Annotated in this window: 19 protein-coding genes and 3 tRNA genes; 10 read left to right on the top strand and 12 right to left on the bottom strand. The window is 70.6% G+C overall.

Annotated elements, in window-relative coordinates:
• Positions 1 to 7 precede the first annotated feature (7 nt).
• Positions 8 to 529 (bottom strand): hypothetical protein, encoded by a 522-nt coding sequence (locus M2283_RS14045; RefSeq protein ID WP_280876515.1) that lies wholly within the window; start codon positions 527 to 529, stop codon positions 8 to 10.
• A 278-nt stretch (positions 530 to 807) separates the two neighbouring features.
• On the opposite strand from M2283_RS14045, the gene M2283_RS14040 reads away from it, so the two are divergent.
• On the top strand, positions 808 to 1,461 hold the full coding sequence (locus M2283_RS14040) for an NADPH-dependent FMN reductase (protein WP_280876514.1): 654 nt from the start codon (positions 808 to 810) through the stop codon (positions 1,459 to 1,461).
• Positions 1,462 to 1,541: 80 nt separating this feature from the next.
• Here M2283_RS14040 and M2283_RS14035 read toward each other — a convergent pair whose 3' ends face one another.
• The gene (locus tag M2283_RS14035) at positions 1,542 to 3,197 is read right to left on the bottom strand and encodes a M4 family metallopeptidase (RefSeq protein WP_280876513.1); all 1,656 of its coding nucleotides are present in this window, start codon (positions 3,195 to 3,197) and stop codon (positions 1,542 to 1,544) included.
• A gap of 146 nt (positions 3,198 to 3,343) precedes the next feature.
• Between M2283_RS14035 and M2283_RS14030 the strand changes: the two genes are divergently transcribed.
• Complete coding sequence (locus M2283_RS14030) at positions 3,344 to 3,778, top strand: gamma-glutamylcyclotransferase family protein (RefSeq protein ID WP_280876512.1); 435 nt, start codon at positions 3,344 to 3,346, stop codon at positions 3,776 to 3,778.
• A gap of 12 nt (positions 3,779 to 3,790) precedes the next feature.
• Here M2283_RS14030 and M2283_RS14025 read toward each other — a convergent pair whose 3' ends face one another.
• Both M2283_RS14025 and M2283_RS14020 read right to left on the bottom strand, forming a co-directional pair.
• Positions 3,791 to 5,968, bottom strand: coding sequence for a glycoside hydrolase family 36 protein (locus M2283_RS14025; RefSeq protein ID WP_280876511.1), 2,178 nt, complete (start codon positions 5,966 to 5,968; stop codon positions 3,791 to 3,793).
• A gap of 70 nt (positions 5,969 to 6,038) precedes the next feature.
• Positions 6,039 to 6,740 (bottom strand): SanA/YdcF family protein, encoded by a 702-nt coding sequence (locus tag M2283_RS14020; protein ID WP_280876510.1) that lies wholly within the window; start codon positions 6,738 to 6,740, stop codon positions 6,039 to 6,041.
• 225 nt (positions 6,741 to 6,965) lie between these two features.
• On the opposite strand from M2283_RS14020, the gene M2283_RS14015 reads away from it, so the two are divergent.
• The 5 genes from M2283_RS14015 (at position 6,966) to M2283_RS13995 (ending at position 14,104) form a co-directional block, all read left to right on the top strand.
• The gene (locus M2283_RS14015) at positions 6,966 to 7,901 is read left to right on the top strand and encodes a sirohydrochlorin chelatase (RefSeq protein WP_280876509.1); all 936 of its coding nucleotides are present in this window, start codon (positions 6,966 to 6,968) and stop codon (positions 7,899 to 7,901) included.
• A 61-nt stretch (positions 7,902 to 7,962) separates the two neighbouring features.
• Positions 7,963 to 9,246 (top strand): deoxyguanosinetriphosphate triphosphohydrolase, encoded by a 1,284-nt coding sequence (locus M2283_RS14010; protein WP_280876508.1) that lies wholly within the window; start codon positions 7,963 to 7,965, stop codon positions 9,244 to 9,246.
• A gap of 135 nt (positions 9,247 to 9,381) precedes the next feature.
• Positions 9,382 to 10,647: an NAD(P)/FAD-dependent oxidoreductase gene (locus M2283_RS14005; RefSeq protein WP_280876507.1), complete on the top strand. Its 1,266-nt coding sequence runs from the start codon at positions 9,382 to 9,384 to the stop codon at positions 10,645 to 10,647.
• 29 nt (positions 10,648 to 10,676) lie between these two features.
• Positions 10,677 to 12,578, top strand: coding sequence for a DNA primase (gene dnaG, locus M2283_RS14000; protein WP_280876506.1), 1,902 nt, complete (start codon positions 10,677 to 10,679; stop codon positions 12,576 to 12,578).
• A 227-nt stretch (positions 12,579 to 12,805) separates the two neighbouring features.
• Positions 12,806 to 14,104 carry an RNA polymerase sigma factor gene (locus M2283_RS13995; RefSeq protein WP_280876505.1) on the top strand — a complete coding sequence of 433 codons (1,299 nt, stop codon included), beginning with the start codon at positions 12,806 to 12,808 and terminating at the stop codon, positions 14,102 to 14,104.
• Between the two features lie 73 nt (positions 14,105 to 14,177).
• On the opposite strand, the gene M2283_RS13990 is transcribed toward M2283_RS13995, so the two are convergent.
• From M2283_RS13990 to M2283_RS13975, 4 genes are all read right to left on the bottom strand, one after another.
• Positions 14,178 to 16,106 (bottom strand): ABC transporter ATP-binding protein, encoded by a 1,929-nt coding sequence (locus M2283_RS13990; RefSeq protein ID WP_280876504.1) that lies wholly within the window; start codon positions 16,104 to 16,106, stop codon positions 14,178 to 14,180.
• On the bottom strand, positions 16,106 to 17,839 hold the full coding sequence (locus M2283_RS13985) for an ABC transporter ATP-binding protein (RefSeq protein WP_280876503.1): 1,734 nt from the start codon (positions 17,837 to 17,839) through the stop codon (positions 16,106 to 16,108). Before M2283_RS13985 ends, M2283_RS13990 begins: the two co-directional genes overlap by 1 nt.
• Positions 17,840 to 18,004: 165 nt before the next feature.
• The gene (locus M2283_RS13980) at positions 18,005 to 19,456 is read right to left on the bottom strand and encodes an FGGY family carbohydrate kinase (protein WP_280876502.1); all 1,452 of its coding nucleotides are present in this window, start codon (positions 19,454 to 19,456) and stop codon (positions 18,005 to 18,007) included.
• 138 nt (positions 19,457 to 19,594) lie between these two features.
• A complete protein-coding gene (locus M2283_RS13975) occupies positions 19,595 to 19,900 on the bottom strand; it encodes a YtxH domain-containing protein (protein ID WP_280876501.1) in 306 nt (101 codons plus the stop codon).
• Between the two features lie 158 nt (positions 19,901 to 20,058).
• On the opposite strand from M2283_RS13975, the gene M2283_RS13970 reads away from it, so the two are divergent.
• From M2283_RS13970 to M2283_RS13960, 3 genes are all read left to right on the top strand, one after another.
• Positions 20,059 to 20,131 (top strand) — tRNA-Asn (locus M2283_RS13970).
• A gap of 6 nt (positions 20,132 to 20,137) precedes the next feature.
• Positions 20,138 to 20,213, top strand: a tRNA-Asn gene (locus M2283_RS13965).
• A 165-nt stretch (positions 20,214 to 20,378) separates the two neighbouring features.
• Positions 20,379 to 20,452: transfer RNA gene (locus M2283_RS13960), tRNA-Ile, on the top strand.
• A 64-nt stretch (positions 20,453 to 20,516) separates the two neighbouring features.
• On the opposite strand, the gene M2283_RS13955 is transcribed toward M2283_RS13960, so the two are convergent.
• The 4 genes from M2283_RS13955 to M2283_RS13940 are packed head-to-tail and all read right to left on the bottom strand — an operon-like array spanning position 20,517 to position 23,675.
• A complete protein-coding gene (locus M2283_RS13955) occupies positions 20,517 to 21,467 on the bottom strand; it encodes a 2,3-dihydroxyphenylpropionate 1,2-dioxygenase (protein WP_280876500.1) in 951 nt (316 codons plus the stop codon).
• Complete coding sequence (locus M2283_RS13950) at positions 21,464 to 22,342, bottom strand: alpha/beta fold hydrolase (RefSeq protein WP_280876499.1); 879 nt, start codon at positions 22,340 to 22,342, stop codon at positions 21,464 to 21,466. The genes M2283_RS13955 and M2283_RS13950 overlap by 4 nt, the downstream gene beginning before the upstream one ends.
• Positions 22,339 to 22,842, bottom strand: a complete 504-nt coding sequence (locus M2283_RS13945; RefSeq protein WP_280876498.1) for a cupin domain-containing protein — start codon at positions 22,840 to 22,842, stop codon at positions 22,339 to 22,341. The genes M2283_RS13950 and M2283_RS13945 overlap by 4 nt, the downstream gene beginning before the upstream one ends.
• Positions 22,842 to 23,675, bottom strand: coding sequence for an SDR family oxidoreductase (locus tag M2283_RS13940; RefSeq protein ID WP_280876497.1), 834 nt, complete (start codon positions 23,673 to 23,675; stop codon positions 22,842 to 22,844). The genes M2283_RS13945 and M2283_RS13940 overlap by 1 nt, the downstream gene beginning before the upstream one ends.
• Between the last annotated feature and the right edge of the window lie 85 nt (positions 23,676 to 23,760).

Below are 23,760 nucleotides of genomic sequence, written 5' to 3'. Positions count from 1 at the left end.
GTGTCCGTCAGATCCCGTCGCCTCTCGCCCGGCGATGCAGGAGCCAGGTACCGCCCGCGGCGGCGACGGCGAGAGCCGCCACGCCGGCCGCGGTCTGAACGGGATCGGGGCCAAGAGCGCCGCCGACCCCCGTCTTGACGCTTCCTCTCGGGTGCACCTGCCCGCGGACCGGGGTCAGCGTGACCACCAGGTCGCCCGAGACCTGCCGCCCGCCCTCGGCGCACTCCGCGACGATCTCGTACGTCCCCTGCTGCGCGCTCGGCGGCACCTTGAACTGCCCGATCGCGTCGCCCTCGGGCGTGCTCGGCGCCAGCGTGAAGGCACCGGCGCCCACCGCGCTGGCATCGCCCGCCGCGGTGCCGCCCTCGCCGCACGCCGCGGTGTCCACGGTGACCTGATCGCCCGGCACGACCGAGGAGGGGTACACCTCCAGGCTGCCGCCGTCGGCACCGTGGGCCGGCGCGGCGACGAGGCCGGCGGCCGCGACGGCGAGCGCGGTACCGGTCAGCAGACGGGCGGTACGTCGCATCGGTGCTCCCTCGAGCTTCTTCGGTGTCCCCTGCCCTTCCGAGGTAAGTGCCAGCGGGCCGAGCGCGCTTCCTGAGGGTCTGTCGGAAATGAGGTGAATGGGTGGCGGAGTGGTGTAAAACGGGCCTCGCCGCCCGGTATTTCAGCAGGTCATCGACGTAGCGCGGGGGTGGGGCGGAAGAGAACCCGAAGGGCGCAGGGCGCGCGTGTGAACGGGTGACCCGGCACCGACGACACGGGCTTGACCTCAACAAAGGTCGAGGTACGAGGCTGGTCGGCATGCAGACCACAGATGCCACGCAAACCGCAGATGCTGCCCAGTTCAGGGACGTCGTCCAGCCCACGACCTCCCCGCAGAACCCCGACACCCCGCTCGCCGTCACCCTCGTCCTCGGCAGCAACCGTCACGGCCGCTTCGGCCCCGTCGTCGCCGACTGGCTCCTCGACCACATGCGCGACCACGGCGACCTGAACCCCGAGGTCATGGACGTGGCGGAGGCCGACCTGCCCACGACCTTCGAGCCCAGCGCCGCGGCGCTCGCCGCCCGCTCCTCGGTCACCCCGAGGCTGGCGGCGGCCGACGCGTTCGTCGTCCTCACCCCCGAGTACAACCACTCCTTCCCGGCCGGCCTCAAGAACCTCATCGACTGGCACTACACCGAGTGGCGCGCCAAGCCCGTCGCCCTCGTCTCCTACGGCGGCCTCGCGGGCGGCCTGCGCGCCGCCGAACACCTCCGCCAGGTCTTCGCCGAACTCCACGCGGTGACCATCCGCGACACCGTGTCCTTCCACAACGTGGGCGCGTCCTTCGACGAGGGCCGCCTCAAGGACTCGTCGGGTCCGGACGCGGCGGCCAAGGTGATGCTGGATCAACTGGTGTGGTGGGGACGGGCGTTGAGGGAGGCGCGGGAGGTGCGGCCGTACCCCGCGTAGCCGGGGCCGTCTGACCGAGCGGAATGGGAAAAGGCCGGTGCCCACGTGGGGAGGCACCGGCCTTCTTCACGTACGCGATCTCAGCTCACGTTGACCGCACTCCAAGCCGCCCCCACAGCCGCATACTCCGAACTCCCCGCCCCATAAAGATCCTTCGCCGCGCTCAACGTGGCCGCCCGTGCCCCGGCGTAATTCGTCGACGACGTCATGTAGACCGTCAACGCCCGGTACCAGATGGCCCCCAGCTTGGTCCGTCCGATCCCGGTGACCTTGGAGCCGTTGGACGTGGGGGAGTTGTAGCTGACCCCGTTGATGGTCTTCGCGCCGCTGCCCTCCGCCAGGAGGTACGCGAAGTGGTTGGCGACGCCGGAGGAGTAGTGGACGTCGAGGTCGGCGACCGAACTGCTCCAGGAGTCCGCCGAGTTGCCGTCCTTCGAGGGCTTGTCCATGTAGCGCAGGGCGGCGAGGCCGGAGCCGGAACGGACGACGTTCTCGCCGATCAGGTAGTCCCCGGGGTCGGAGGAGTTGTCGGCGTAGAACTCCACCAGCGTGCCGAAGATGTCGGACGTCGCCTCGTTGAGGCCGCCGGACTCGCCCGAGTACGTCAGCGCGGCGGTCTTGGAGGTGACGCCGTGGGACATCTCGTGGCCGGCCACGTCGAGGGAGACCAGCGGCCCGAAGGTCGTCCCGTCACCGTCGCCGTAGGTCATGCAGAAGCAACTGTCGTCCCAGAAGGCGTTGTTGTACTTGTTGCCGTAGTGGACGCGGTTGTAGGAGCCCTTGCCGTCGCCCCCGATGCCATTGCGGCCGTGGACGTTCTTGTAGTAGTCCCAGGTCACGTCGGTCCCGTACTGCGCGTCCACCGCCGCCGACGCACGGTCCGAAGTCGCGCCCGTGCCCCAGTGGTTGTCGGCGTCCGTGAACACCGTCGACGGGGCGCGGCTGATGCAGATGCTGGTCAGGATGCACAGGTCGGTCTTGTTCGCCGCGTCACCCGTGTACGTGTTCCCGCGCGTCGGGTCCTTGAGCTGGTACGTCGATCCCGACTGCGTCGTCTGCAGCGGAACCGTGCCGCTGTAAAGGGACTTGCCGTCGCCCGAGGCCGTCTCGATGGTGTCCCACGCGTCGATCTGCGCACCGGTGCGGGCGTCCGTGAGCACGGCACGGCCGACCGGGTTGCCGAGCGAGTCCTGCGCGACGACATCCGTCCGCCAGGCCAGCTTCGGGGTGCCGTGCAGGGCGTCGACGACCAACTGGGGCTTGGCCGTCAGCTTCTTCAGCGTCTCGCCCAGGTTCAGGGCCCGCAGGGCGTTCGTCGCGAGGTCGGCGGCCTTGGGGGCGGACACCGAGGGGGTGATGTCGGCCAGGGATATTCGGCTCCTCGTCGCCCGGTTCGCGCTGCGGTACGCCCCGTCCGATGCCAGGTGGACCACGAAGTCACCGCCCAGCACGGGGAGTTGGTGGTACGTGCGGTCGTACCGGACATGCTGCGTGCCGTCCTTGTCGACGATCACGTCCCGGACCGACGTGCCCTCCGCGGAGGTGAGCCCGAGCGTCGCGGCCTGCGCGAGGAGCGCGGACGCCGCGTTCTCGATCGCGCCGGCCCTGGTCGGCCGATCGGCCGCCGCCGCCGCGTCGGGGGAGAGGGCGGCGGTCAGCAGGGTGGCGGTGGTGACGGCCACACCGGCGGTGGCGAGACGACGGGAACCTCGAAGGTGCTGCCGTATCCGGCTCATCGGTCTCCTCGAAAAGGCGCCAACGGGCGCGTGTGGGGGGCCTGTGGGGCGAGGGGCGCGCTGATGTTGACCATGATTTAAGGAGGCTGTGGATGTCATGTCCATAGCGCGTACGAGGAGGTATGTGTGGAGAGAGAATCGCTTTTGTGAGCTTCCCGTTCTTCGCCCCTGGCGCCCTGCCGTTCTTCGTCTACGGCACCCTGCGCCCCGGCGAGGTCAACCACGACCTGTTCCTGCGCGGCCGCACCCGCTGCGAGACCCCCGCCCGCCTGACCGGCGCGGTGCTCTACGACGGCCCCGGCTACCCGTACGCCGTGGAGGAGCCGGGCGGGGTCGTCTACGGGGAACTCGTCACCGCCCTGCCGGACCGGTACGAGGAGTTGCTCGCCGCGCTCGACCGGCTGGAGGAGTACGCGCCGGGCGACCCGAGCAACCTGTACGAGCGCGTGGCCCGCGAGGCGCGGTGCGAGGAGGACGGGTACGCGGTACTGGCCTGGGTGTACGTCGCCGCGTCGGCCGTCGCCGTACACCTGCGCGGCCAGGGGAAGTTGATCGAGAGCGGGGACTGGCGGGTCAGGTGAGCCCGGAGGGTTTCAGCCAAGCCGTACGAGCGCCATCGCCGGTGCCGCCGCCATCCTCACCCGCAGGCCCGCCCCCTCGTCCCACGCCACGGTCACCCCTGCCTCGGTCGCGTGCAGGACCTCGGCCCGGATGTCCGCGCGCCCCGCCAAGTGGGCTACCGGAAGCACCAGTTCGGGGCCTCTGCGGTCCCCGTCCCCGTCGCCCCTCCGCCACACCGACACATACGTCGCCCCCTCCACCGGCGCCCGCAGCCCCAGCGCGATCCACTCATCCGTCCAGCCCGGCAGGCCGAGCGGCCAGAAGGGAACCGACGTGCGCAGGTCACCCCGCATCGCCTTGTAGGTCGCCACTGCCTCCCGCACCAGGCCCAGTTGACGTTCCGTCATGTGGTCCAGGTGGCCGGACAGATGGATCCGCCCGAGCATCGCGGTGCCGAGCGTGAAGCCGATCTCCGCGTCGGAGAAGGACGGTTGCGGATACGCCCACACGGCCCCCTGCTCCGGCGGCACCACCGTCGGCGCCGCCGCCGCGATCGGCGGATAGCGGACCGGATCCTGCTGGTCGGAGGTCGACTGGAGCTGGGTGACGGAGAGGGACGCGCCGTCCATGCGCATGCCGCCGGACGCGCAGTTCTCGACGACCAGGGACGGGTACCGGTCCAGGACGGACGCCAACCAGGCCCGCCACGCCCGCGTGTGATCCAGCAGCCCCGGCGCCGACGTCGTGATGTTGTAGTCCAGCTTCAGATAGCCCACACCCCACTCGCCGACGATCCGGTCGACGGCAGCGTCCAGGTGAGCCCGGGCCGCGGGGTGGGTCAAGTCCAGCTGGTGACGGCCCTGTTCGGTGACGCGACTGCCGTCGGCGTGACGCAAGAATGCGTCATCCGGCAACGCCCCCACCCCTGCCTCCGCCTCTGCGCCCGCCCTCGCTCCCGCCACGGGACTCCGCACGCCCACCACCTCGGGCTCCAGCCACACCCCCGGCACCATCCCGCGCTCCCGGATCCGCTCCAGCACCTCCTGGATGCCCCCGGGGAAGCGCCGCCCCGACGGCTGCCAGGCCCCCACGCTGTCCCACCAGCCGCCGTCGGCCGAGTCGTCGTACCAACCGGCGTCCACGCAGAAGTACTCCGCGCCCGCCGAGGCCGCCGCATCGATCAGCGGGAGCAGCTTCTCGGTGGTCGGGTCGCCCATCAGGGTGTTCATGTAGTCGTTGAAGACGACCGGGAGCCGGTCGTGATCCGGATGCGGTCGGCGCACCCGGCGGCGGTACTCCGTCAGCGCTCCCAGCGCCCCGTCGAGCCCGTCCCCCAACGCGAGCGCCGCGTACTCGGACGCGAACTCCTCACCCGGGCCCAGTACTTGACTCCAGCCGTGCTCGTCGTACGTCGGCCCGCCCAGCCCCACGTACGTACGCCCGGCCGGCGCCTCACCCGCGTCCCACACCCAGCCCGCCGCCGACTCCACCTGCCACAGCCAACACCGCCCGTCCGTACGGTCGGTGAGCGCGCCCATCGCCAGATGGCCGTCGGTCGGCCAGCTGCCCCGCCCGGTCAGCCGCAGCGCGGCCCGCGAGTCGTGCTCGTGCACGTCCCGCCCGATGTCGGGCACCGACGCCCGCAACGGCTCGGCGTACCAACGGCATTCGGCGAGCCAGTCGTTGCGGGCCCGGTGCGCGTCCAGCACGTCGGGGGAGGGCAGCCCGCCGAGCAGCAGACTCCCGACGGAACGAACCGTCACCGCCGCGTCGCCCTCATTGCGCAGCCGCACCCGCGAGCGCAGCACCGCCACCCCGTCCGGCGACGAGTACTCGGCGAACACCCTCAACCCACCCTGCGGATCGGTCAGTTCGACGGCCAGGTGATGCCACCCGTCGCCATACGTCGCCCGATGCGCGCGATACCGCAGCCGCGCCCCCAACGCCGTACCCCTGAAACGCGGCCCCGACCATCCGGTGCCCGCACCCATGAGGGTCACGTCGACCAGGGGCAGACCGGTCACGGGTGGCGCCGGGTCACCGGGACGGGACACCCGCAGCAACTCGCCCGACGCGAGGCCGAGGCTGAGTCCGGAGCCGGAGCCGGAGCCCGAGCCCGAGCCCGAGCCGGAGCCGAAACCGCGGTCGAAGTCGAAGTCGAGGGTGAGCGCGGAATGCCCCCAGCGGTAACCGAACTCGTGATCGTTCATCCCGCCAAGCCTAGAGTCCGCCCCGTCCGGACCATCCACTCCCCGCGGATCCACCCCTCTCGGATCCGCCTCACCGCGCGTCGGCCAACGCCCTGCTCACTCCCGGCTCCTTCGCCCCGAGAAACCGCGGATCCGGCTCGAACACCGCGTCCAGCGCCGCCTTCCCCGCTGCGAGAACCTCCCGCGCACCGCCGTAGTACCAGGTGACGTCGTGCTTGGCGTCCACCCCGACGCCGTACGACGTCACGCCCGCGGCCTCGCACAGCGCGACCGCCCGCCGGATGTGGAAGCCCTGGCTGATCAGTACGGCCCGGTCGACGCCGAAGATCTTCTTGGCGCGGACGCAGGAGTCCCAGGTGTCGAAACCGGCGTAGTCGCTGACGATCCGCGCGTCCGGTACGCCGTGCTTGGTCAGGTACGTGCGCATGGCGTCGGGCTCGTCGTAGTCCTTGCGGCTGTTGTCGCCGGTGACGAGGACGACCTCGACGCGGCCGGCGCGGTACAGCTTGGCCGCCGCGTCGAGGCGGTTGGCGAGGTACGGGGACGGCTCGCCGTCCCACAGGCCGGCGCCGAAGACGACCGCGACCTCGGTACGGGGCACGTCCGCGGTCGTGCGCAGCCGGTCGCCGGTCACGACGTACATCCAGGTCGACGGAAGCAGCGCCAGCACGCACCCGGCCATCACGGCCTGCACCAGCCGCCGCTGTCCGGCACGCGTGCGTGGCAGTCGCGGACGGCGCAGCTTCGGCACACGCAGCCTCGGTCGACGCATCGGACGGCCCCCTCATGCTCTGTCCCGCTCTGTGCTTCTCGACACTCAGAGACGTCCTGTCAGGCCGTACGGTTCGGCACCCCACACGTGACCAGGTTCACTTGCGAAGGTGAAACTCCAGGTCACGTCACCTCACACACCCCCTGCACCCCACCGTGAACCCCCCGAAAAGACGCGTCATTCCGGCGCAACGGCGCGGCAACCTCGTACCGCCACCATCGGTCCATGACGCCGTCGAACCCGCAGCGCGACGAGTCCACGACCGCCCACCTCGACAGTACGGCGCACCTCATGAACAGGATCGGCAGTCAGCTCGCCAGCCAGCTCAGCCTCGTCTCCCTCGACGGCACCCGGCGCCCTAAGCCCCCGGCCCTCGTCGTCGTGGCCCACGGCAGCCGCGACCCGCGTGCGCTGAGCACCGTACGCACGCTCCTGGACCGCGTCCGCGCACTGCGCCCGGGCCTGCCCGTCCACCTCGGCCACATCGAGCTGAACGAGCCCGCGCTCCCCGACACGCTCGCCGCCCTCGGCACCGCGCGAGCCGTCCTCGTCCCGCTCCTCCTCAGCCGCGGCTACCACGTCAAGCGGGACATCCCCGAGATGGCGGCCGAAGCACAGGCACGCACGCGCGTGGCACCCCCGCTCGGCCCGCACCCCCTCCTGGTGGACGCCCTCCAGGCCCGCCTGGTCGAGGCCGGCCGGCGCATGCGTATGGACGCGGCCACTCGCCGGACGAGCGCCGTCATTCTCGCCGCGGCCGGCTCCCGGGACCCGGACTCCCAGACCGACACGAACAGCACGGCCGCCCTACTGTCCGCCCGCCTCGGCGTCCCCGTCCTCCCCGCCTACGCGAGCACAGCAGCCCCGACGATCCCCGAGGCCCTGGCCATCCTGGCCACCCAGGGCCGCCACCGAGTAGCCATAGCCTCGTACTTCACGGCCCCGGGCCGCTTCGCGAGGGAGTGCGCGGAGAAGGCTCCCTGGATCGCTTCGGCCCCCTTGGGCACGCACCCCGCGATGGCAAGCCTGATCCTCAACCGCTACGACCAGACCCTCTCGACTGACGTGACGATGGCTGACCCAAGGGGCGCGGGGCTGTGTCCATATGCGGCTCCGCCGCGGGGCGCGACCAGCCACAACCAACCCGCACTCGCCATATGACCGCACCCCGCGGACGAGCAGGCGCACCCCATTTGTCACTGCCTCCGCTTACTGTCGAGGTATGGAAGGCAACAACAACACCCCACCCCCCGGCTACGACCCGACGTCAGTCGACCGCTGGGCCCCCGAGCCCGACAAACGCCCGGGCCGCACCGCCTTCCAGCGCGACCGCGCCCGCATCCTGCATTCCTCGGCGCTGAGAAGGCTCGCAGGCAAGACCCAGGTCGTCACGCCGGGCGAGCGCAACTCCTCCACGTGGGACGCCAGCCCCCGCACCCGCCTGACCCACTCCCTGGAGTGCGCCCAGGTCGGCAGCGAGCTGGGCGCGGCCCTCGGTTGCGACCCCGACCTGGTGGAGGCCGCCTGCCTCGCCCACGACCTCGGCCACCCTCCGTTCGGTCACAACGGCGAACAGGCGCTGAACGAGTTCGCCGACGACTGCGGCGGCTTCGAGGGCAACGCCCAGTCCCTGCGCCTGCTCACCCGCATCGAACCCAAGCGGTTCACCCCGGAGGGCTCCGTCGGCCTCAACCTCACCCGCGCCACCCTGGACGCGGCCACCAAGTACCCCTGGCCGCGCGGCGCCCGTCCCGACGACCCCAAGTCGCCCAAGTTCGGTGTCTACGAGGACGACCGGCCCGTCTTCGACTGGGTCCGCAAGGAGGCCCCCGGCACCCGGATCACGTTCGAGGCCCAGGTCATGGACTGGTCGGACGACGTGGCGTACTCGGTGCACGACGTCGAGGACGGCCTGCACGCGGGCCACATCGACCCCAACCGCCTGCACGCGGAGCCGGAGCGGCAGGCGGTCTTCGCGGTCGCCATCGGCCGGTACGTGCCCGCGGACACCGACCCCGCCGAACTCGCCGCCGCCCTCGACCGGCTCCAGGCCGAGGAGTGGTGGCCGCACGGCTACGACGGCTCGGCGGTCGCGCAGGCCCGCCTCAAGGACGCCACCAGCCAGCTCATCGGCCGCTTCTGCACGGCCGCCGAGACCGCCACGCGCGCGGCGTTCGGCACCGGGCGGCTGACGAGATACGGCGCCGAACTCGTCGTACCCCACGAGACGCGGCTGGAGTGCGCGGTCCTCAAGGCGGTCGCCGACCGGTACGTGATGCAGCGGGCCGAGCAGGAGCGGCTGCGGGCCGATCAGCGGATCGTGGTGGCCGAACTGGCGCGGGCGCTCACCGCGCGTGCTCCCGACGGCCTGGACCCGCAGTTCCGCGCCCTGTTCGACCAGGCAGGCGACGATCGCGCCCGCAAACGGGTGATCGTCGACCAGATCGCCTCGCTGACCGACGCCTCGGCCCGCTCGCTTCATGCGCGCCTGACGGGGCACCAGTGAGACTGAGGCGAACAGGGTGACGTGAAACGCGCCCGAATGTGACCCTCCGTGGCCTGATCGGGCCACTCCCTCTTCCCCCATCACACTCCGTGCGGGACGCTCGCATGTGGCGGCACCGTTACGAGGAGGCATCAAGTGGTCGACGCGGATCAGACATTCGTCATCGTCGGAGGCGGACTCGCCGGCGCGAAGGCGGCCGAGACGCTCCGAGCGGAGGGCTTCACCGGCCGGGTGATACTGATCTGCGACGAGCGCGACCACCCCTACGAGCGCCCCGCGCTCTCCAAGGGCTATCTGCTCGGCAAGGAGGAGCGCGACAGCGTCTTCGTGCACGAGCCCGCGTGGTACGCGCAGAACGACATCGAGCTGCACCTCAACGAGACCGTCGAGGCCATCGACCGCACGGCCAAGACGGTCCGCTTCGGCGGCGACGGCACCCTCGTGCGCTACGACAAGCTGCTGCTGGCGACCGGCGCCGAGCCGCGCCGCCTCGACATCCCGGGCACCGACCTGGCCGGCGTGCACCACCTGCGCCGGCTCGCGCACGCCGAGCGCCTCAAGGGCGTCCTGGCCGCGCTGGGCCGGGACAACGGCCACATCGTGATCGCCGGCGCCGGCTGGATCGGCCTTGAGGTCGCGGCGGCGGCCCGGGAGTACGGCGCCGAGGTCACCGTCGTCGAGCCCGCGCCGACCCCGCTGCACGGCGTGCTCGGCCCCGAGCTGGGCAACCTCTTCGCCGAGCTGCACCGCGAGCACGGCGTGCGCTTCCACTTCGGCGCGAGCCTCACCGAGATCGTCGGCCAGGACGGCATGGTCCTGGCGGCCCGTACGGACGACGGCGAGGAGCACCCCGCGCACGACGTCCTCGCCGCGATCGGCGCGGCCCCGCGCATCGGCCTCGCCGAGGCGGCGGGCCTGGAGATCGCCGACCGCGCGCACGGCGGCGGCATCGCGGTCGACGAACGGCTGCGCACCTCCGACCCCGACATCCACGCGGCCGGCGACGTGGCCGCCTTCCACCACGCCCTGTTCGACACCACGCTGCGTGTCGAGCACTGGGCCAACGCCCTCAACGGCGGCCCGGCGGCGGCCCGCGCGATGCTCGGCCGGGACGTCACCTACGACCGCGTGCCCTATTTCTTCTCCGACCAGTACGACCTCGGCATGGAGTACTCCGGCTGGGCGCCCCCGGGCTCCTACGACGAAGTGGTGATCCGGGGGGACGCCGGCAAGCGTGAGTTCATCGCGTTCTGGGTCAAGGAGGGCCGGGTGCTGGCCGGGATGAACGTGAACGTGTGGGACGTCACAGACCCGATTCAGCAGCTGATCCGCTCGAAGACACAGGTGAACACCGAGTCGTTGGCGGACCCGCGCGTTCCGCTCGAAAGCCTCGTCCCTTGAGTGTCAGTCCATCCCCGTAGAATTCACGCGTGGCAGGACGGATCAACGACGAGGACGTGAAGGCGGTTCGGGACGCGGTCCCGATCGACGCCGTGGTGTCCGAGTACCTCCAGCTGCGCAACGCGGGCGGTGGCAACCTCAAGGGCCTGTGCCCCTTCCACGACGAGAAGTCGCCGTCCTTCCAGGTCAGCCCGAGCAAGGGACTCTTCCACTGCTTCGGCTGCCAGGAGGGCGGCGACACCATCACGTTCGTGATGAAGGTCGACCACCTCTCCTTCTCCGAGGCGGTCGAGCGCCTCGCCGGCCAGGCCGGCATCACCCTGCGCTACGAGGAGGGCGGCTACAACCCCTCCCACCAGCGCGGCGAGCGCATCCGCCTGGTCGAGGCCCACAAGATCGCCGCCGACTGGTACATGGAACAGCTCGCGACCAGCCCGGAGGCGGACGCCGGCCGTTCGTTCCTCGCCGAGCGCGGCTTCGACCAGGCCGCCGCCGCGCACTTCTCCGTCGGCTACAGCCCCCAGGGCTGGGACCACCTCACCCGCTTCCTGCGCGGCAAGGGCTTCACCGACAAGGAGATCCTCCTCTCCGGCCTCGCCCAGGAGGGCCGCCGCGGCCCCATCGACCGCTTCCGCGGCCGCCTCATGTGGCCCATCCGCGACATCGGCGGCGAGGTCGTCGGCTTCGGCGCCCGCAAGCTCTACGAGTCGGACAACGGCCCGAAGTACCTCAACACGCCCGACACCGCGATCTACAAGAAGTCCCAGGTCCTCTACGGCATCGACCTCGCCAAGAAGGACATCGCCAAGGTCTCCCGCGCGGTCGTCGTCGAGGGCTACACGGACGTCATGGCCTGCCACCTGGCCGGCGTGACGACCGCGATCGCGACCTGCGGCACGGCCTTCGGCACCGACCACATCAAGATCCTCCGCCGGCTCCTGATGGACAACGGCAGCGCGCGCGTGATCTTCACCTTCGACGGCGACGCGGCCGGCCAGAAGGCGGCCCTGCGCGCCTTCGAGGACGACCAGAAGTTCGCCGCCGAGACGTACATCGCGATCGCGCCGGACAACATGGACCCCTGCGAACTGCGCCTGGCCAAGGGCGACGAGGCGGTCGCCGACCTGGTCGAACCCCGCACGCCCCTCTTCGAGTTCGCGCTGCGCCAGATCGTCGTGCGCTACGACCTCGACACCCCCGCCGGCCGCGCGGGCGCCCTGGACGAGGCCGCGCCCATCGTCGCCCGCATCAAGAACACCGGCGCCCAGCACGAGGTCGCCGTCCAGCTCGCCGGCATGCTCGGCATCCTCGACACCCAGTTCGTCGTCAAGAGGGTCGCCCAGCTGGCCCGTTGGGCCCGCGACCGCGGCGGCCAGGGCCCGGCCCCGGCCCGCGGCCAGCAGCAGCCCTACGAGTCGGCCCCCCGCTCTGCCGCCGGCGGCCCGGCCCTCAACCTCCGCAACCCGGTCTACGCCACCGAACGCGAACTCCTCAAACTCGCCCTGCAACGCCCCGAACTGGTCTCCCCGGCCTTCGACGCGTACGGCATCGACGAGTTCACCGCCCTCCCCTACGCGGCCGTCCGCCAGGCCGTCATGGACGCGGGCGGTGCCCAGTACGGCCTCCTCGACGCCCAGGAGTACCTGGTCCGCGTCCGCGAGGCCGCCCCCGACGACGCCGTCCGCGCGATGGTCACGGAACTGGCCGTCGAGGCGATCATGCGCCGCACGGTCGACGAGAACTACGCGAGCGAACAACTCGTCTGGGTCCGCCGCCGAGCCGTGGAACGCCGTATCCGAGACATCCAGTCCCAGATGGCCCGCCTCTCCGCCGGCGGCGACCCCGCCCAACTGGCCGCCGTGCAGAACGAGCTGTGGGTCCTCCAGCAGTACGACCAGGCGCTACGGGAGCAGGGGGCCGGGGCCCTCTAGCACGGTTCGGCGGCGCGCTCCTGGGCACCCGGCACGTGAGCGCGGGTTGTTCGTACATCCGGCCTTGGGCCGGAGCGATGTGCGTCGGCGCGCGGATCGTGCCAGATCAGAGCGGACACAAGCTTCCGAGTTTTCCGCGAGGGTAACCATGCGGTCACGGACCGGACTCAAAAAGTCACCGCACGCCCCTCGTGGCGGTGATGTGTCGTACTCCACACTGGGTTCCGGTGCCTGAGTCCTCGGAGCGCGGCCGATCCGTCCCATACGGGTCCCAGACCCCCGCGGTTCCGCTCATCGAGTACGGGACGGACAACGGCGAGGCCGTCGACTCCGCCCCCGAAGAACCGCTGCCGTACACCTTGGCAGCGATCATCCTGGAGGTCGCCCCCGTGCAGACCCAGACCCTCACACAGACCGAGAGCACAGACGGCACAGAGCCGGACGCGGAGACCGACGTACTGGTCGCGGTCCCTCCGCAGACGCGTGTCGCGCACCACCCCGAGACCGAGTCCACGGAACCCGCCGAGCCGCCCGCCGAGGCCCTGGAGAGCCCGGAGGCCGCCGAACCGGTCGAAGCGCCCGTGCCGTCCCGTACCAGCCGCGCCGACACCAGCGGGCCGTCCTCGGACCTGTTCCGCCAGTACCTGCGGGAGATCGGCCGGATCTCCCTGCTCACCGCGGCCGAGGAGGTCGACCTCGCCCGCCGGGTCGAGGCCGGGCTGTTCGCCGAGGAGAAGCTCAGCACCGACGTCGACCTGGACAGTCAACTCGCCCTCGACCTGGACCGGTTGGTCGTCCTGGGCCGGATGGCCAAGCGCCGCCTCATCGAGGCCAACCTCCGGCTCGTCGTCTCCGTCGCCAAGCGCTACGTCGGCCGCGGACTGACCATGCTCGACCTCGTCCAGGAAGGAAACCTGGGCCTGATCAGGGCAGTTGAGAAGTTCGACTACGCCCGCGGCTACAAGTTCTCGACGTACGCCACCTGGTGGATCCGCCAGGCCATGTCCCGCGCCCTCGCGGACCAGGCCCGCACCATCCGCGTCCCCGTCCACGTCGTCGAACTCATCAACCGAGTCGTCCGCGTCCAGCGCCGTATGCTCCAGGAGCGCGGCTACGAGCCCACGCCGGAAGAGGTGGCCGACCACCTCGACCTCGCCCCCGAGCGCGTCAGCGAGGTACTGCGGCTGGCCCAGGAGCCCGTCTCGCTCCACGCCCCCGTCGGCGAGGAGGACGACGTCGCCCTCGGCGACCTCATCGAGGACGGCGACGCGGCGTCCCCTGTCGAGTCGGCCGCGTTCCTGCTGCTCAGGGAGCACCTGGAAGCGGTGCTTTCGACGCTGGGGGAGCGGGAGCGGAAGGTCGTTCAGCTGCGGTACGGGCTGGTCGACGGTCGCCCGCGCACGTTGGAGGAGATCGGACGGATCTTCGGCGTTACGCGGGAACGGATACGGCAGATCGAGTCCAAGACCCTGAACAAGCTGAGGGACCACGCATTCGCGGATCAGCTGAGGGGCTATCTCGACTGATGCCGGCCGCGGGTCCGGTGGGGGCTGGTCGCGCAGTTCCCCGCGCCCCTGAAGGGGCGCGGGGCGCCCCTTCCTAATCCACCTCCGCCACCGCCTGCGCGAACTGCGCCTTGTACAGCCGTGCGTACGCCCCGTCCGCCGCCAACAGATCGGCGTGCGCGCCCTGTTCGACGATCGCCCCGTTCTCCATGACGAGGATCGTGTCCGCGTCCCGGATCGTGGAGAGCCGGTGCGCGATCACGAACGACGTGCGCCCGTGGGCGAGTTTGGCCATCGCCTTCTGGATCAGCACCTCGGTCCGGGTGTCGACAGAACTCGTCGCCTCGTCCAGAACCAGGATCACCGGGTCGGACAGGAACGCCCGCGCGATGGTGATCAGCTGCTTCTCACCGGCACTGACACCCGTACCCTCGTCGTCGATCACGGTGTCGTACCCGTCGGGCAGCGTACGGACGAACCGGTCGGCGTGCGCGGCCCGCGCCGCCTCCTCGATCTCGCCCCGAGTGACCTCGCGGGCGGACCCGTACGCGATGTTCTCCGCGATCGTGCCGCCGAACAGCCAGGTGTCCTGCAGCACCATGCCGATCCCGGCGCGCAGGTCGTCCCGGGACATCGTCGCGATGTCCACGCCGTCGAGGGTGATGCGCCCGCCGGAGACCTCGTAGAACCGCATCAGCAGGTTGACGAGGGTCGTCTTGCCGGCGCCGGTCGGGCCGACGATCGCGACCGTGTGGCCGGGTTCGACCTTGAGCGAGAGGTCGTCGATGAGCGGCTTCTCGGGGTCGTACCGGAACGACACGTGCTCCAGCGCCACCCGCCCGCGCAGCTCCGCCGGCTTGACGCCCGGCATCGGATCGGCCTCCTGCTCCTCCGCGTCCAGGAGTTCGAAGATCCGCTCGGCCGAGGCGACGCCCGACTGCACCAGGTTCGCCATCGACGCGACCTGCGTCAGCGGCATCGAGAACTGGCGCGAGTACTGGATGAAGGCCTGCACGTCACCGATGGACAGCGCGCCGGACGCGACCCGCAGCCCGCCGACCACGGCCACCAGCACGTAGTTGAGGTTCGACACGAACATCATCAGCGGCTGCATCACACCGCTGTTGAACTGCGCCTTGAACCCGGCCTCGTACAACGCGTCGTTCTGCTCGGCGAACTGCTTCGCCGACTCGTCCTGCCGCCCGAACACCTTCACCAGGGTGTGCCCGGTGTACATCTCCTCGACGTGGGCGTTGAGCTTGCCCGTGGTGCGCCACTGCTGCACGAAGTGCGGCTGCGAGCGCTTGCCGATCCGGGTGGCGATGACGAACGACAGCGGAACCGTCACCAGCGCCACCAGCGCCAGCAGCCACGACACCCAGAACATCACCGCGAGTACGCCGATGATCGTGAGCACCGAGTTGATGAGCTGGCCCATCGACTGCTGGAGGGTCTGCCCGATGTTGTCGATGTCGTTGGTCGCCCGGCTCAGCACCTCACCGCGCTGCCGCTTGTCGAAGTACGACAGCGGGAGCCGCGACAGCTTCGTCTGGACGTCCTCGCGCAGCCGGAACATCGTCCGGTTGACGGCCCGGTTGACCAGCCGGGTCGCCACCGCCATCAGCAGGCCCGCCACCAGGAACGTACAGAGCGCGAGCAGCAGCACCCGGCCCACGGCGTCGAAGTCGATGCCCTGGCCCGGAGTGAAGTCGGTGCTGCGGAGCATGTCGGCGACCGTGCCCTGGCCGCGCTCCCGCATCGAGGCGAGGACCTGCTCCTTGGTCGACCCGGCGGGCATCTCCCGTCCGATGATCCCGGCGAAGACCAGGTCGGTGGCCTCGCCGAGGATCTTCGGCCCGATCACGTTCAGGCCGACGCTGATGACCACGCAGGTCAACAGCGCGTAGATGGTGAGCCGTTCCGGTTTGAACTGGGCGATCAGGCGTTTGCCCGACACCTTGAAATCCATCGAGCGCTGATCGGGGCCGCCCCCGGCCATCATCCGCCCCATCGGCCCGGCCATCAGGCAGCCTCCGCTTCCGTGAGCTGGGAGAGCACGATCTCCCGGTAGGTCTCGTTGTCGGCCATCAGCTCGTGATGGCGGCCCGTCCCGACGACCCGGCCCTCGTCGAGGACCACGATCCGGTCGGCGTCCCGGATGGTCGCCACGCGCTGGGCGACGATCACGACGGTCGCCTCGGCGGTCTCCTGCGACAGCGCCGCGCGCAGGTTCGCGTCGGTGGCGTAGTCGAGGGCCGAGAAGGAGTCGTCGAAGAGGTAGATCTCCGGGCGCTGGACGAGCGTACGGGCGATCGCGAGCCGCTGGCGCTGACCGCCGGAGACGTTCGTGCCGCCCTGCGCGATCGGCGCGTCCAGCCCGTTCTCAAGCCCGGAGACGAAGCCCTTGGCCTGCGCCACCTCCAGCGCGTGCCACAGCTCCTCGTCCGTGGCGTCGGGATTGCCGTAGCGCAGGTTCGTGGCGACCGTGCCCGCGAACAGGTACGGCTTCTGCGGCACCAGGCTGACCGTCTTGGCCAGCAGTCTCGGCTCCAGGGTCGCCACGTCGGTGCCGTCGACCAGAACCTGTCCGTCGGTCGCGTCGACCAGCCGGGGGATCAGGCTCAGCAGCGTGGACTTGCCGCTGCCGGTCGAGCCGATCACGGCGGTCACCTCGCCGGGCCGGGCCATCAGGTCGATGGACCTCAGCACCGGCTCCTCGGCGCCCGGATAGCGGAACCCGGCGCCCCGGATCTCCAGATGCCCGTGCCGGCGCAGCTCGGTGACCGGCGCCACCGGCGGCACCACGCTGGAGGACGTGCCGAGCACCTCCTCGATGCGCTCGGCGCAGACCTCCGCGCGCGGCACCATCATGAACATGAAGGTGGCCATCATCACAGACATGACGATCTGCATCAGATAGGCGAGGAACGCGGTGAGGTCGCCGATCTGCATCCCGCCGCTGTTGATGCGATGGGCGCCGAACCAGACCACCGCGATCGACGACAGGTTCACCGTGGTCATGACCACCGGGAACATCAGCGCGAGCAGGTTGCCGGTCTTCAGCTGCATCTCGGTCAGGTCGGTGTTGGCCTTCCGGAACCGGTCCTTCTCGTACTCGTCCCGCACGAAGGCCCTGATCACGCGGTTGCCGGTGATCTGCTCGCGCAGCACCCGGTTCACCGTGTCCAGGCGCGTCTGCATCGCCCGGAACAGTGGCCGCAGCCGCCGCACGATCAGCGTCACGCAGATGGTCAGCGTCGGCACCACCGCGATCAGCACCCCGGACAGCGGTACGTCCAGGCCGAGCGCCAGCACGATGCCGCCCACGCACATGATCGGCGCCGACACCATCAGCGTGAACGTCATCAGGGCCAGCATCTGGACCTGCTGCACGTCGTTCGTCGTACGGGTGATCAGGGAGGGCGCGCCGAAGTGGCCCACCTCGCGCGCGGAGAACGACTGCACCCGGTCGAAGACGGCGGCGCGGATGTCCCGGCCGAGCGCCGACGCGGTCCGGGCGCCGTAGTACACGGCCCCGATGTTGCACACGACCTGCACCAGCGAGATGCCGATCATCAGGGCGCCGAAGGAGAGGATGTAGCCGGTGTCACCCTTGACCACACCGTTGTCGATGATGTGCGCGTTCAGAGTGGGCAGGTAGAGGGTGGCGCAGGTCTGCAGGAACTGCAGCAGCACCAGCAGGACGATGGGTTTCCTGTAGGGCCTGAGATAGGTCCGCAGAAGTCGTATGAGCACGCTACGTCTCTCGGAGTCGGCGGCGGTGGGACGGGTTTGTGCCCCAGGCTCCTATCGTCGGTCACTCCACCCGCGTTACCTCAACCGATTAAGCCGACAGCAGTGCGCTTTACCGTCTTATGGGCGGTGTCCTTTGCCGACTCGTGAGGTCACGAGCCCCTGACGTCACGCACGGAACGCGTTCGGATGCGTCTGCTCCCGCACCGACATGAACTGCTGACGCACGGCCTGCCCCACGGCCAGATCCTCGCCGGGATCGAGCACCTGCGCGGCAGCACCCTGCCACTGCGGCGGATTGCGCCGGTCGAGCGTCCCCTGTGTGACCCCGAGCGCCCAGGCGGCCTGCCGGGCGGCACCGAGCGCCGCGTAGTCCGCGGGCTGCGGTACGACGACCTGCGCACCGAACAGCGACGGCGCCGCCGCCTGCACGGCCGGCAGCTCGGCCGCCGCCCCCAGCAGGAAGATCCGCCGTACGTCGACACCCCGGCCGCGCAGCACGTCCAGCGCGTCGGCGAGCCCGCACAGCATGCCCTCGAAGGCCGCCCGCGCCAGGTGTTCTGCACGCATAGACTCCCGGCGCAGACCGGTCAGCGTCCCCGCGGTGTGCGGCAGGTTCGGCGTCCGCTCACCCTCCAGATAGGGCAGCAGCACAAGGCCGTGCGAGCCCGGCGTGGACTTCATCGCCAGCTCGGACAGGCTCTCCAGATCGGGCAGCCCGAGCAGCTCGGCGGTCCCGCGCAGAGTCCGTACGGCGTTCAGCGTGGTGACGACCGGCAGGTGCATGCCGGTCGCGTCGGCCAGCGACGTGATCATCCCGCTCTGGTCGACAAGTGCTTCGCCGTGTACGGCCATCACGGACCCCGAAGCGCCGAGCGACACCACGGCGTCGCCGAGCCCGATCCCGAGCCCGAAGGCGGCGGCCATGGTCTCGCCGGTCCCCGCGGAGATCAACAGTCCCTCCGGAGTCGTACCGGCCGCCTCCGCCGGCCCGATCACCTCGGGCAGCATGGCCTGGTGCCCGAGCGCCAACTCGACCAGATCGGGCCGGTACCCGCCGGTGGCCGCCGACCAGTACCCGGTCCCGGAGGCCCCGCCACGATCGGTGGAACGACGCACCGGGCGCCCGAGCAACTGCCACACGAGCCAGTCGTGCGCCTGCATGAGGACGGCGGTGCGCAGGGCGTTGTCGGGCTCGGTCTTGCTGAGCCAGCGCAGCTTGGTCACCGGATGCGCGGCCTGCGGCACGGAGCCCACGGCCTGCGCCCACGCCTCGCGCCCGCCGAGCGCGTCGATCAGATCGGCCGCCGCGACCTGCGCGCGCTTGTCGCCGCCGACCATCGCGGGTCTCACGGTGTTGCCCTGCGAGTCCAGCGGGACCAGCGCGTTCTGCTGGGCCGACACGCCGATGGCCTGCACGCCTTCGAGCAGCCCGCCACCGGCGGCCTCACCGAGGGACAGCAGCCAGGCCTGTGGATCGATGTCGGAGGGCCGCGTGCCCTCGGCGCCGTCGACCGGATGCGGGGCATACCCCTGCCTGAGTACGGCTCCCGTGTCTGCGTCGCAGACGACGATGCGAGTGAAATCGGGCGAACTGTCCAACCCGGCGACTATCCCCATGGCCAAAATTCTGCCGCATCGCTCCGCTGGGTTTGGCCGTGGAGCCGTAGGGGTGCGTCCGGAAGGGCGGGTGCGGGCCCGTCCGTGGCTGGTCGCGCCGTTCCCCGCGCCCCTGGGGCGATTGCGTCACCGCCCGTCTCAGGTGTTACTCGTGCCCCAGTCATCCCCGTTTGTTCCGTTGGTGTTGCGGTCGCGGAGTGAGCGGACTCGGTCGGCCACCGAGTCGGGGACGCGGTCGCCCACCTTCTCGCTGACCGCGTGGTACGCCTTGCCGGCGAACTGGCGGCCCTGCTGGGCGGCGGACTCGGCGGTGTTGCGGACGGCTGGGTTCTGCGCGACCTGGCGAGCTGACTTCATCAACTGCTCGTAACGCTCGCGCCCGGCTCGCGTGCCCAGCACGTAACCCAGCGTCAGCCCGGCGACGAACGTGAGCTTGTAGCGCATGGCGGCCACCCTTCCCTCGTGCAGATCTCTGGTGCGGCATAGGTGCCGGGGAGTACCGATTGGCGGAGCACCCCCCTGCTTGCGCTAATGTATGTGTCGCAGCGAGCGCCCGCCCCCTGGCGAATACCCAGGTAGCTACGTTCGATGCAACGAGGCGTTCCTCCGTAGCTCAATTGGCAGAGCAGCCGGCTGTTAACCGGCAGGTTACTGGTTCGAGTCCAGTCGGGGGAGCTTCGATCTTCCGTAGCTCAATTGGCAGAGCAGCCGGCTGTTAACCGGCAGGTTACTGGTTCGAGTCCAGTCGGGAGAGCCACGTGGACGAGGACCCCGACGGGGTCCTTTTTCATGTCCCCAGGAACCGTGCAGGTCACGGCGGAGTCCTCAAGGGCATGCGAAGTCGACCATCCGAAGCAGGAGATCGTATGAGCGGCTATGCTGCGGCAGACGGTGCGTACACGTGTGCGCGACACGCCGCTATGGGGCGGTAGCTCAGCCGGTTAGAGCAGCGGACTCATAATCCGCCGGCCGTGGGTTCGAGTCCCACCCGCCCCACCCTCACCTCTTCCAGGAAAACCGTTTCCGTCTGCGGAAACGTTCCTTGTGGGCTGTCGGAGTGTCATTCGGGTCGGTTGCGGTTCACTTCGAAGGTCGTGCCGATGCCCATGCCGGTGATCCACTGGGGGACCGGCTCATAGCTGGTCCACGCGAACGCGCGGTTCACGGCGGCCTGGCCGATGAGCCAGGTGCGGATCTCGTGGCCGCCGCTGCCGGCCCGCTCTTCGAGGCCCTCGTCGCCCAGGGCGGTGATCGGGGTGAGGTCCGTGGTGGCCAGTTGTTTGAGGAACCAGCGGTCCCAGGTGGAGTTGACGGGCGCGTGCGGATCGCCGCCCATGGCTCGGACCCGGGGTTCGCGCGCCGCGGCGAAGGCCTGGAGATTCGCGCGACCGTGGATGACCGCCTCCCGCCGCTCGCCGGCCACCGCGGGGTCGCGCGGATCGTTGGGCGGAAGCCAGTGGGAGAGGCCGCCGCTGGCGACGACGAGGACGCGCCCGGGGAAGTCGGCGCCGCGGAGGGCCTCGCCGAGGGCTCTGCCGAGCTGCACGCAGCGCTGCATGCTCGGCAGCGGCGGGGCTGCCGTGTTGACGATCAGCGGTACGAGCGGGACCGGACGACCGCCGCAGACCATCTCGTAGCCCTGCGTCACTCCGTGGTCGACGGTGAGGGAGTAGGAGAGCGACAGGTCGAATCCGGCCGCCGCGAGCGTGTCGCGCACCGACCAGGCCAGCTGTGCGGCGACCGGCAGTGGCCCGGACCGGCTGCCGAAGTCGCCGAAGCCCACGGCCTGTTCGACGCCGAGGACGAACGGTGGCATCTGGTCGTAGAAGTTCGCGTGGAAGTGGTCGGGGCCGATGACGACGACGGCGTCCGGAGCCAGCCGGGCCACGGCCTCGGCCACCCGGGCGGTGTCGGCGAGGAACCTGCCGCCGGGCTCCGAGGGCTCACGCGGTGGCGTCATGGTGGCGAACGGCGAGTGCGAGATGCCGACCAGGCCGATGATCTCGCTCATACGGGATCCTTGCCGAGGACGAGGAAGTCGCGGTGGGCGCGCAGGAACTCGCCCGGCTTCTCCCACTGCGGCCAGTGGCCCGCGTCCGTGATCACGTGCAGGCGGGCGTCGGGCAGCCAGCGCAGCAGCAGTTCGGCCTCGTCGAGGCCGCCGGTGGGATCGTGGTCGGTCCACAGCAGCAGGGTCGGCGCGGTGACCCGGCCGACCCAGGCCGGACGCCAGGCGAAGTCCCTGCGCACCTCGGGGTCCTGCAGGACGAGCGTGTTGGTGATCGCCCGCAGGAAGCCGGGACGGCCGTAGACCGCGCGGCGCAGGTTCACCAGCTCGTCGGTCACCATCTCCTTGTGGTGGAAGAGGAACTCCACCCGGCGGCGTACCGTCTCGTCGCTCGGATCCCGGACGGCGGCCAGCGTGCTCTCGCGCATCCGGACCATCACCTCGGGCTTGTCGGTGATGTTGCCGGGGGTGTTGAGGACGAGCCGCTCCACGCGGTCGGGGTGGTGCGCGGCCGTCCAGGCGGTCACCCAGCCGCCGAGCGACTCGCCCGACAGGTGCGCCGAGCCGATGCCCAGGGCGTCCATCAGCCCGAGCAGGTGGTCGGACAGGACATCGATGGTGTACGGCTTGTCCGGCAGGTCGGACCAGCCGTGGCCGACCATGTCGTAGGCCGTGACGCGGAAGTCGGCGGCCAGTCCCGCGATGTCGCGGGCGTACGCCTCCAGGTGGCCGCCGGTGCCGTGCAGCAGGATCAGGTCGGGGCCGGAGCCGGCCCGCAGCACCCGGGTGCGCACGCCGCCCACGTCGACGTGCCGGAGTTCGTGGTCGACGTCGGCCAACTCGGCCCACAGGCTGATGTGTTCGGGCAGCGCGCTCATCGTGAGTCCTCTCCGAAGCGGGCCCGGGCCTCGGCGACGGTGGCCAGGCCCGCGCTCTGCCGCCGTCCGACGCCCAGCAGGCCGAGCAGCCGGGAGTTCTCGATGGTCAGGAACTCGACCGGCGCGGTGGCCGAGTCGTTGTAGTGGCGGTGCCATGTCCACGGCGGGGTGTAGACGAAGTCGCCGGCCGACCAGGACCCGGTCTCGTCCTCGACCTCGCTGTGTCCCTCGCCGCTGATGACGAAGTGCACCGTCTCGTGGTGGTGGCGCTGCATGTCCGAGCTCAGCCCCGGCGGGATGGTCTGCCGGAAGATCTCGAAGGTGGCGGTCGGCAGCTTCCCGGCGATCGAGAGCTTGGTCGGGTTGTGCACCTGGTCGGCAGGCAGCGTCTCCAACTGCGCCGCGTGCACGACGACCGGGCGGGCGGCGCCGGGCCGCACGGTGTCGGAGAGCGCGCCGAGGAAGTCCGCCAGCGCGAATCCGTCTCCTGACTGGGCCATCAGATCGTTTCCGTCCTTCCGCCGTCGACCGTGAGTACGGTCCCGTTGATGTAGCCCGCGGCCGCCGAGGCCAGGAAGGTCACGGCCGCCCCGATCTCCTCGGGTCGCGCGGCCCGGCCGGCCGGGATGCCCGCCGCGTCCGCCGCGTCGAGGTCCTCGAACGCGACCGCGGTGATCCGGGCGCGGGCGTCCAGGATCTCGCGGCGGCGCTCGGTCGCCGTGGCGCCGGGCGCCACGCAGTTGACCGTGATCCCTTCGGCCGCGAACTCCCGGGAGAGCAGCTTGGCGGCCGCGGTGACCGCCGCCCGCAGGACCACGGATGTCGCGAGGTCGGGCTGAGGTTGGCGTACCGCCGCGGAGGTCACGAAGACGACCCGGCCGAAACCCCGCGCGGCCATGCGCGGCAGGGCGAGCCGCGCCAGGCGCAGCGGGCCGAGCAGCAGCAACTCGAAGGCCCGCTGCCAGCGTTCGTCCTCGACATCGAGGACGCGGCCGGGCGGGGGTCCGCCGGCGTTGAGCACGAGGACGTCGAGCGCGCCGTACCGGCTCTCCACCTCGTCGAGGGCCGCCGCGGCGGACTTCGGCTCCGACACGTCGTTGACCAGCGCGTGGACGGTGCCGCCGGTGTCCCCGCCGAGCCGCAGCGCCGCGGACCCCAACTGCTCGGCACGCCGTCCGGTGATGACGACGCGGTGGCCCGACCGCAGGAGCTGTTCGGCGACGGCGTACCCGATTCCGGCGCTGCCCCCGCCGACGAGGGCGTTGCGAGCGTTGATGGCAGCCTCCTGGGTTTCGGGTACCGCTGATTCCGAACGCCGCTGTTCTTCGCGCACCGCTGGTTGTTGTCGGCGCACCGCCGGTTCCGACGCGTGGTGTGCGGGCGCTGGGATTCCCGGACCGGGTCACCGGTCGGGACGG

The organism is Streptomyces pseudovenezuelae (genome assembly GCF_029892565.1).
GTDB lineage: Bacteria > Actinomycetota > Actinomycetes > Streptomycetales > Streptomycetaceae > Streptomyces > Streptomyces pseudovenezuelae_A.
This window is presented reverse-complemented; position numbering and strand designations above follow the sequence as displayed.

Bases quoted from the DNA above. Each gene is read 5' to 3' on its own strand.
- M2283_RS14040 (WP_280876514.1), top strand. From the start codon at position 808: ATGCAGACCACAGATGCCACGCAAACCGCAGATGCTGCCCAGTTCAGG.
- M2283_RS13990 (WP_280876504.1), bottom strand. From the start codon at position 16,106: ATGGCCGGGCCGATGGGGCGGATGATGGCCGGGGGCGGCCCCGATCAG.
- M2283_RS13945 (WP_280876498.1), bottom strand. From the start codon at position 22,842: ATGGCCCAGTCAGGAGACGGATTCGCGCTGGCGGACTTCCTCGGCGCG.
- M2283_RS13955 (WP_280876500.1), bottom strand. From the start codon at position 21,467: ATGAGCGAGATCATCGGCCTGGTCGGCATCTCGCACTCGCCGTTCGCC.
- M2283_RS13980 (WP_280876502.1), bottom strand. From the start codon at position 19,456: ATGGGGATAGTCGCCGGGTTGGACAGTTCGCCCGATTTCACTCGCATC.
- M2283_RS14010 (WP_280876508.1), top strand. From the start codon at position 7,963: ATGGAAGGCAACAACAACACCCCACCCCCCGGCTACGACCCGACGTCA.
- M2283_RS14015 (WP_280876509.1), top strand. From the start codon at position 6,966: ATGACGCCGTCGAACCCGCAGCGCGACGAGTCCACGACCGCCCACCTC.
- M2283_RS14020 (WP_280876510.1), bottom strand. From the start codon at position 6,740: ATGCGTCGACCGAGGCTGCGTGTGCCGAAGCTGCGCCGTCCGCGACTG.
- M2283_RS14045 (WP_280876515.1), bottom strand. From the start codon at position 529: ATGCGACGTACCGCCCGTCTGCTGACCGGTACCGCGCTCGCCGTCGCG.
- M2283_RS13950 (WP_280876499.1), bottom strand. From the start codon at position 22,342: ATGAGCGCGCTGCCCGAACACATCAGCCTGTGGGCCGAGTTGGCCGAC.
- M2283_RS14025 (WP_280876511.1), bottom strand. From the start codon at position 5,968: ATGAACGATCACGAGTTCGGTTACCGCTGGGGGCATTCCGCGCTCACC.
- M2283_RS13975 (WP_280876501.1), bottom strand. From the start codon at position 19,900: ATGCGCTACAAGCTCACGTTCGTCGCCGGGCTGACGCTGGGTTACGTG.
- M2283_RS14035 (WP_280876513.1), bottom strand. From the start codon at position 3,197: ATGAGCCGGATACGGCAGCACCTTCGAGGTTCCCGTCGTCTCGCCACC.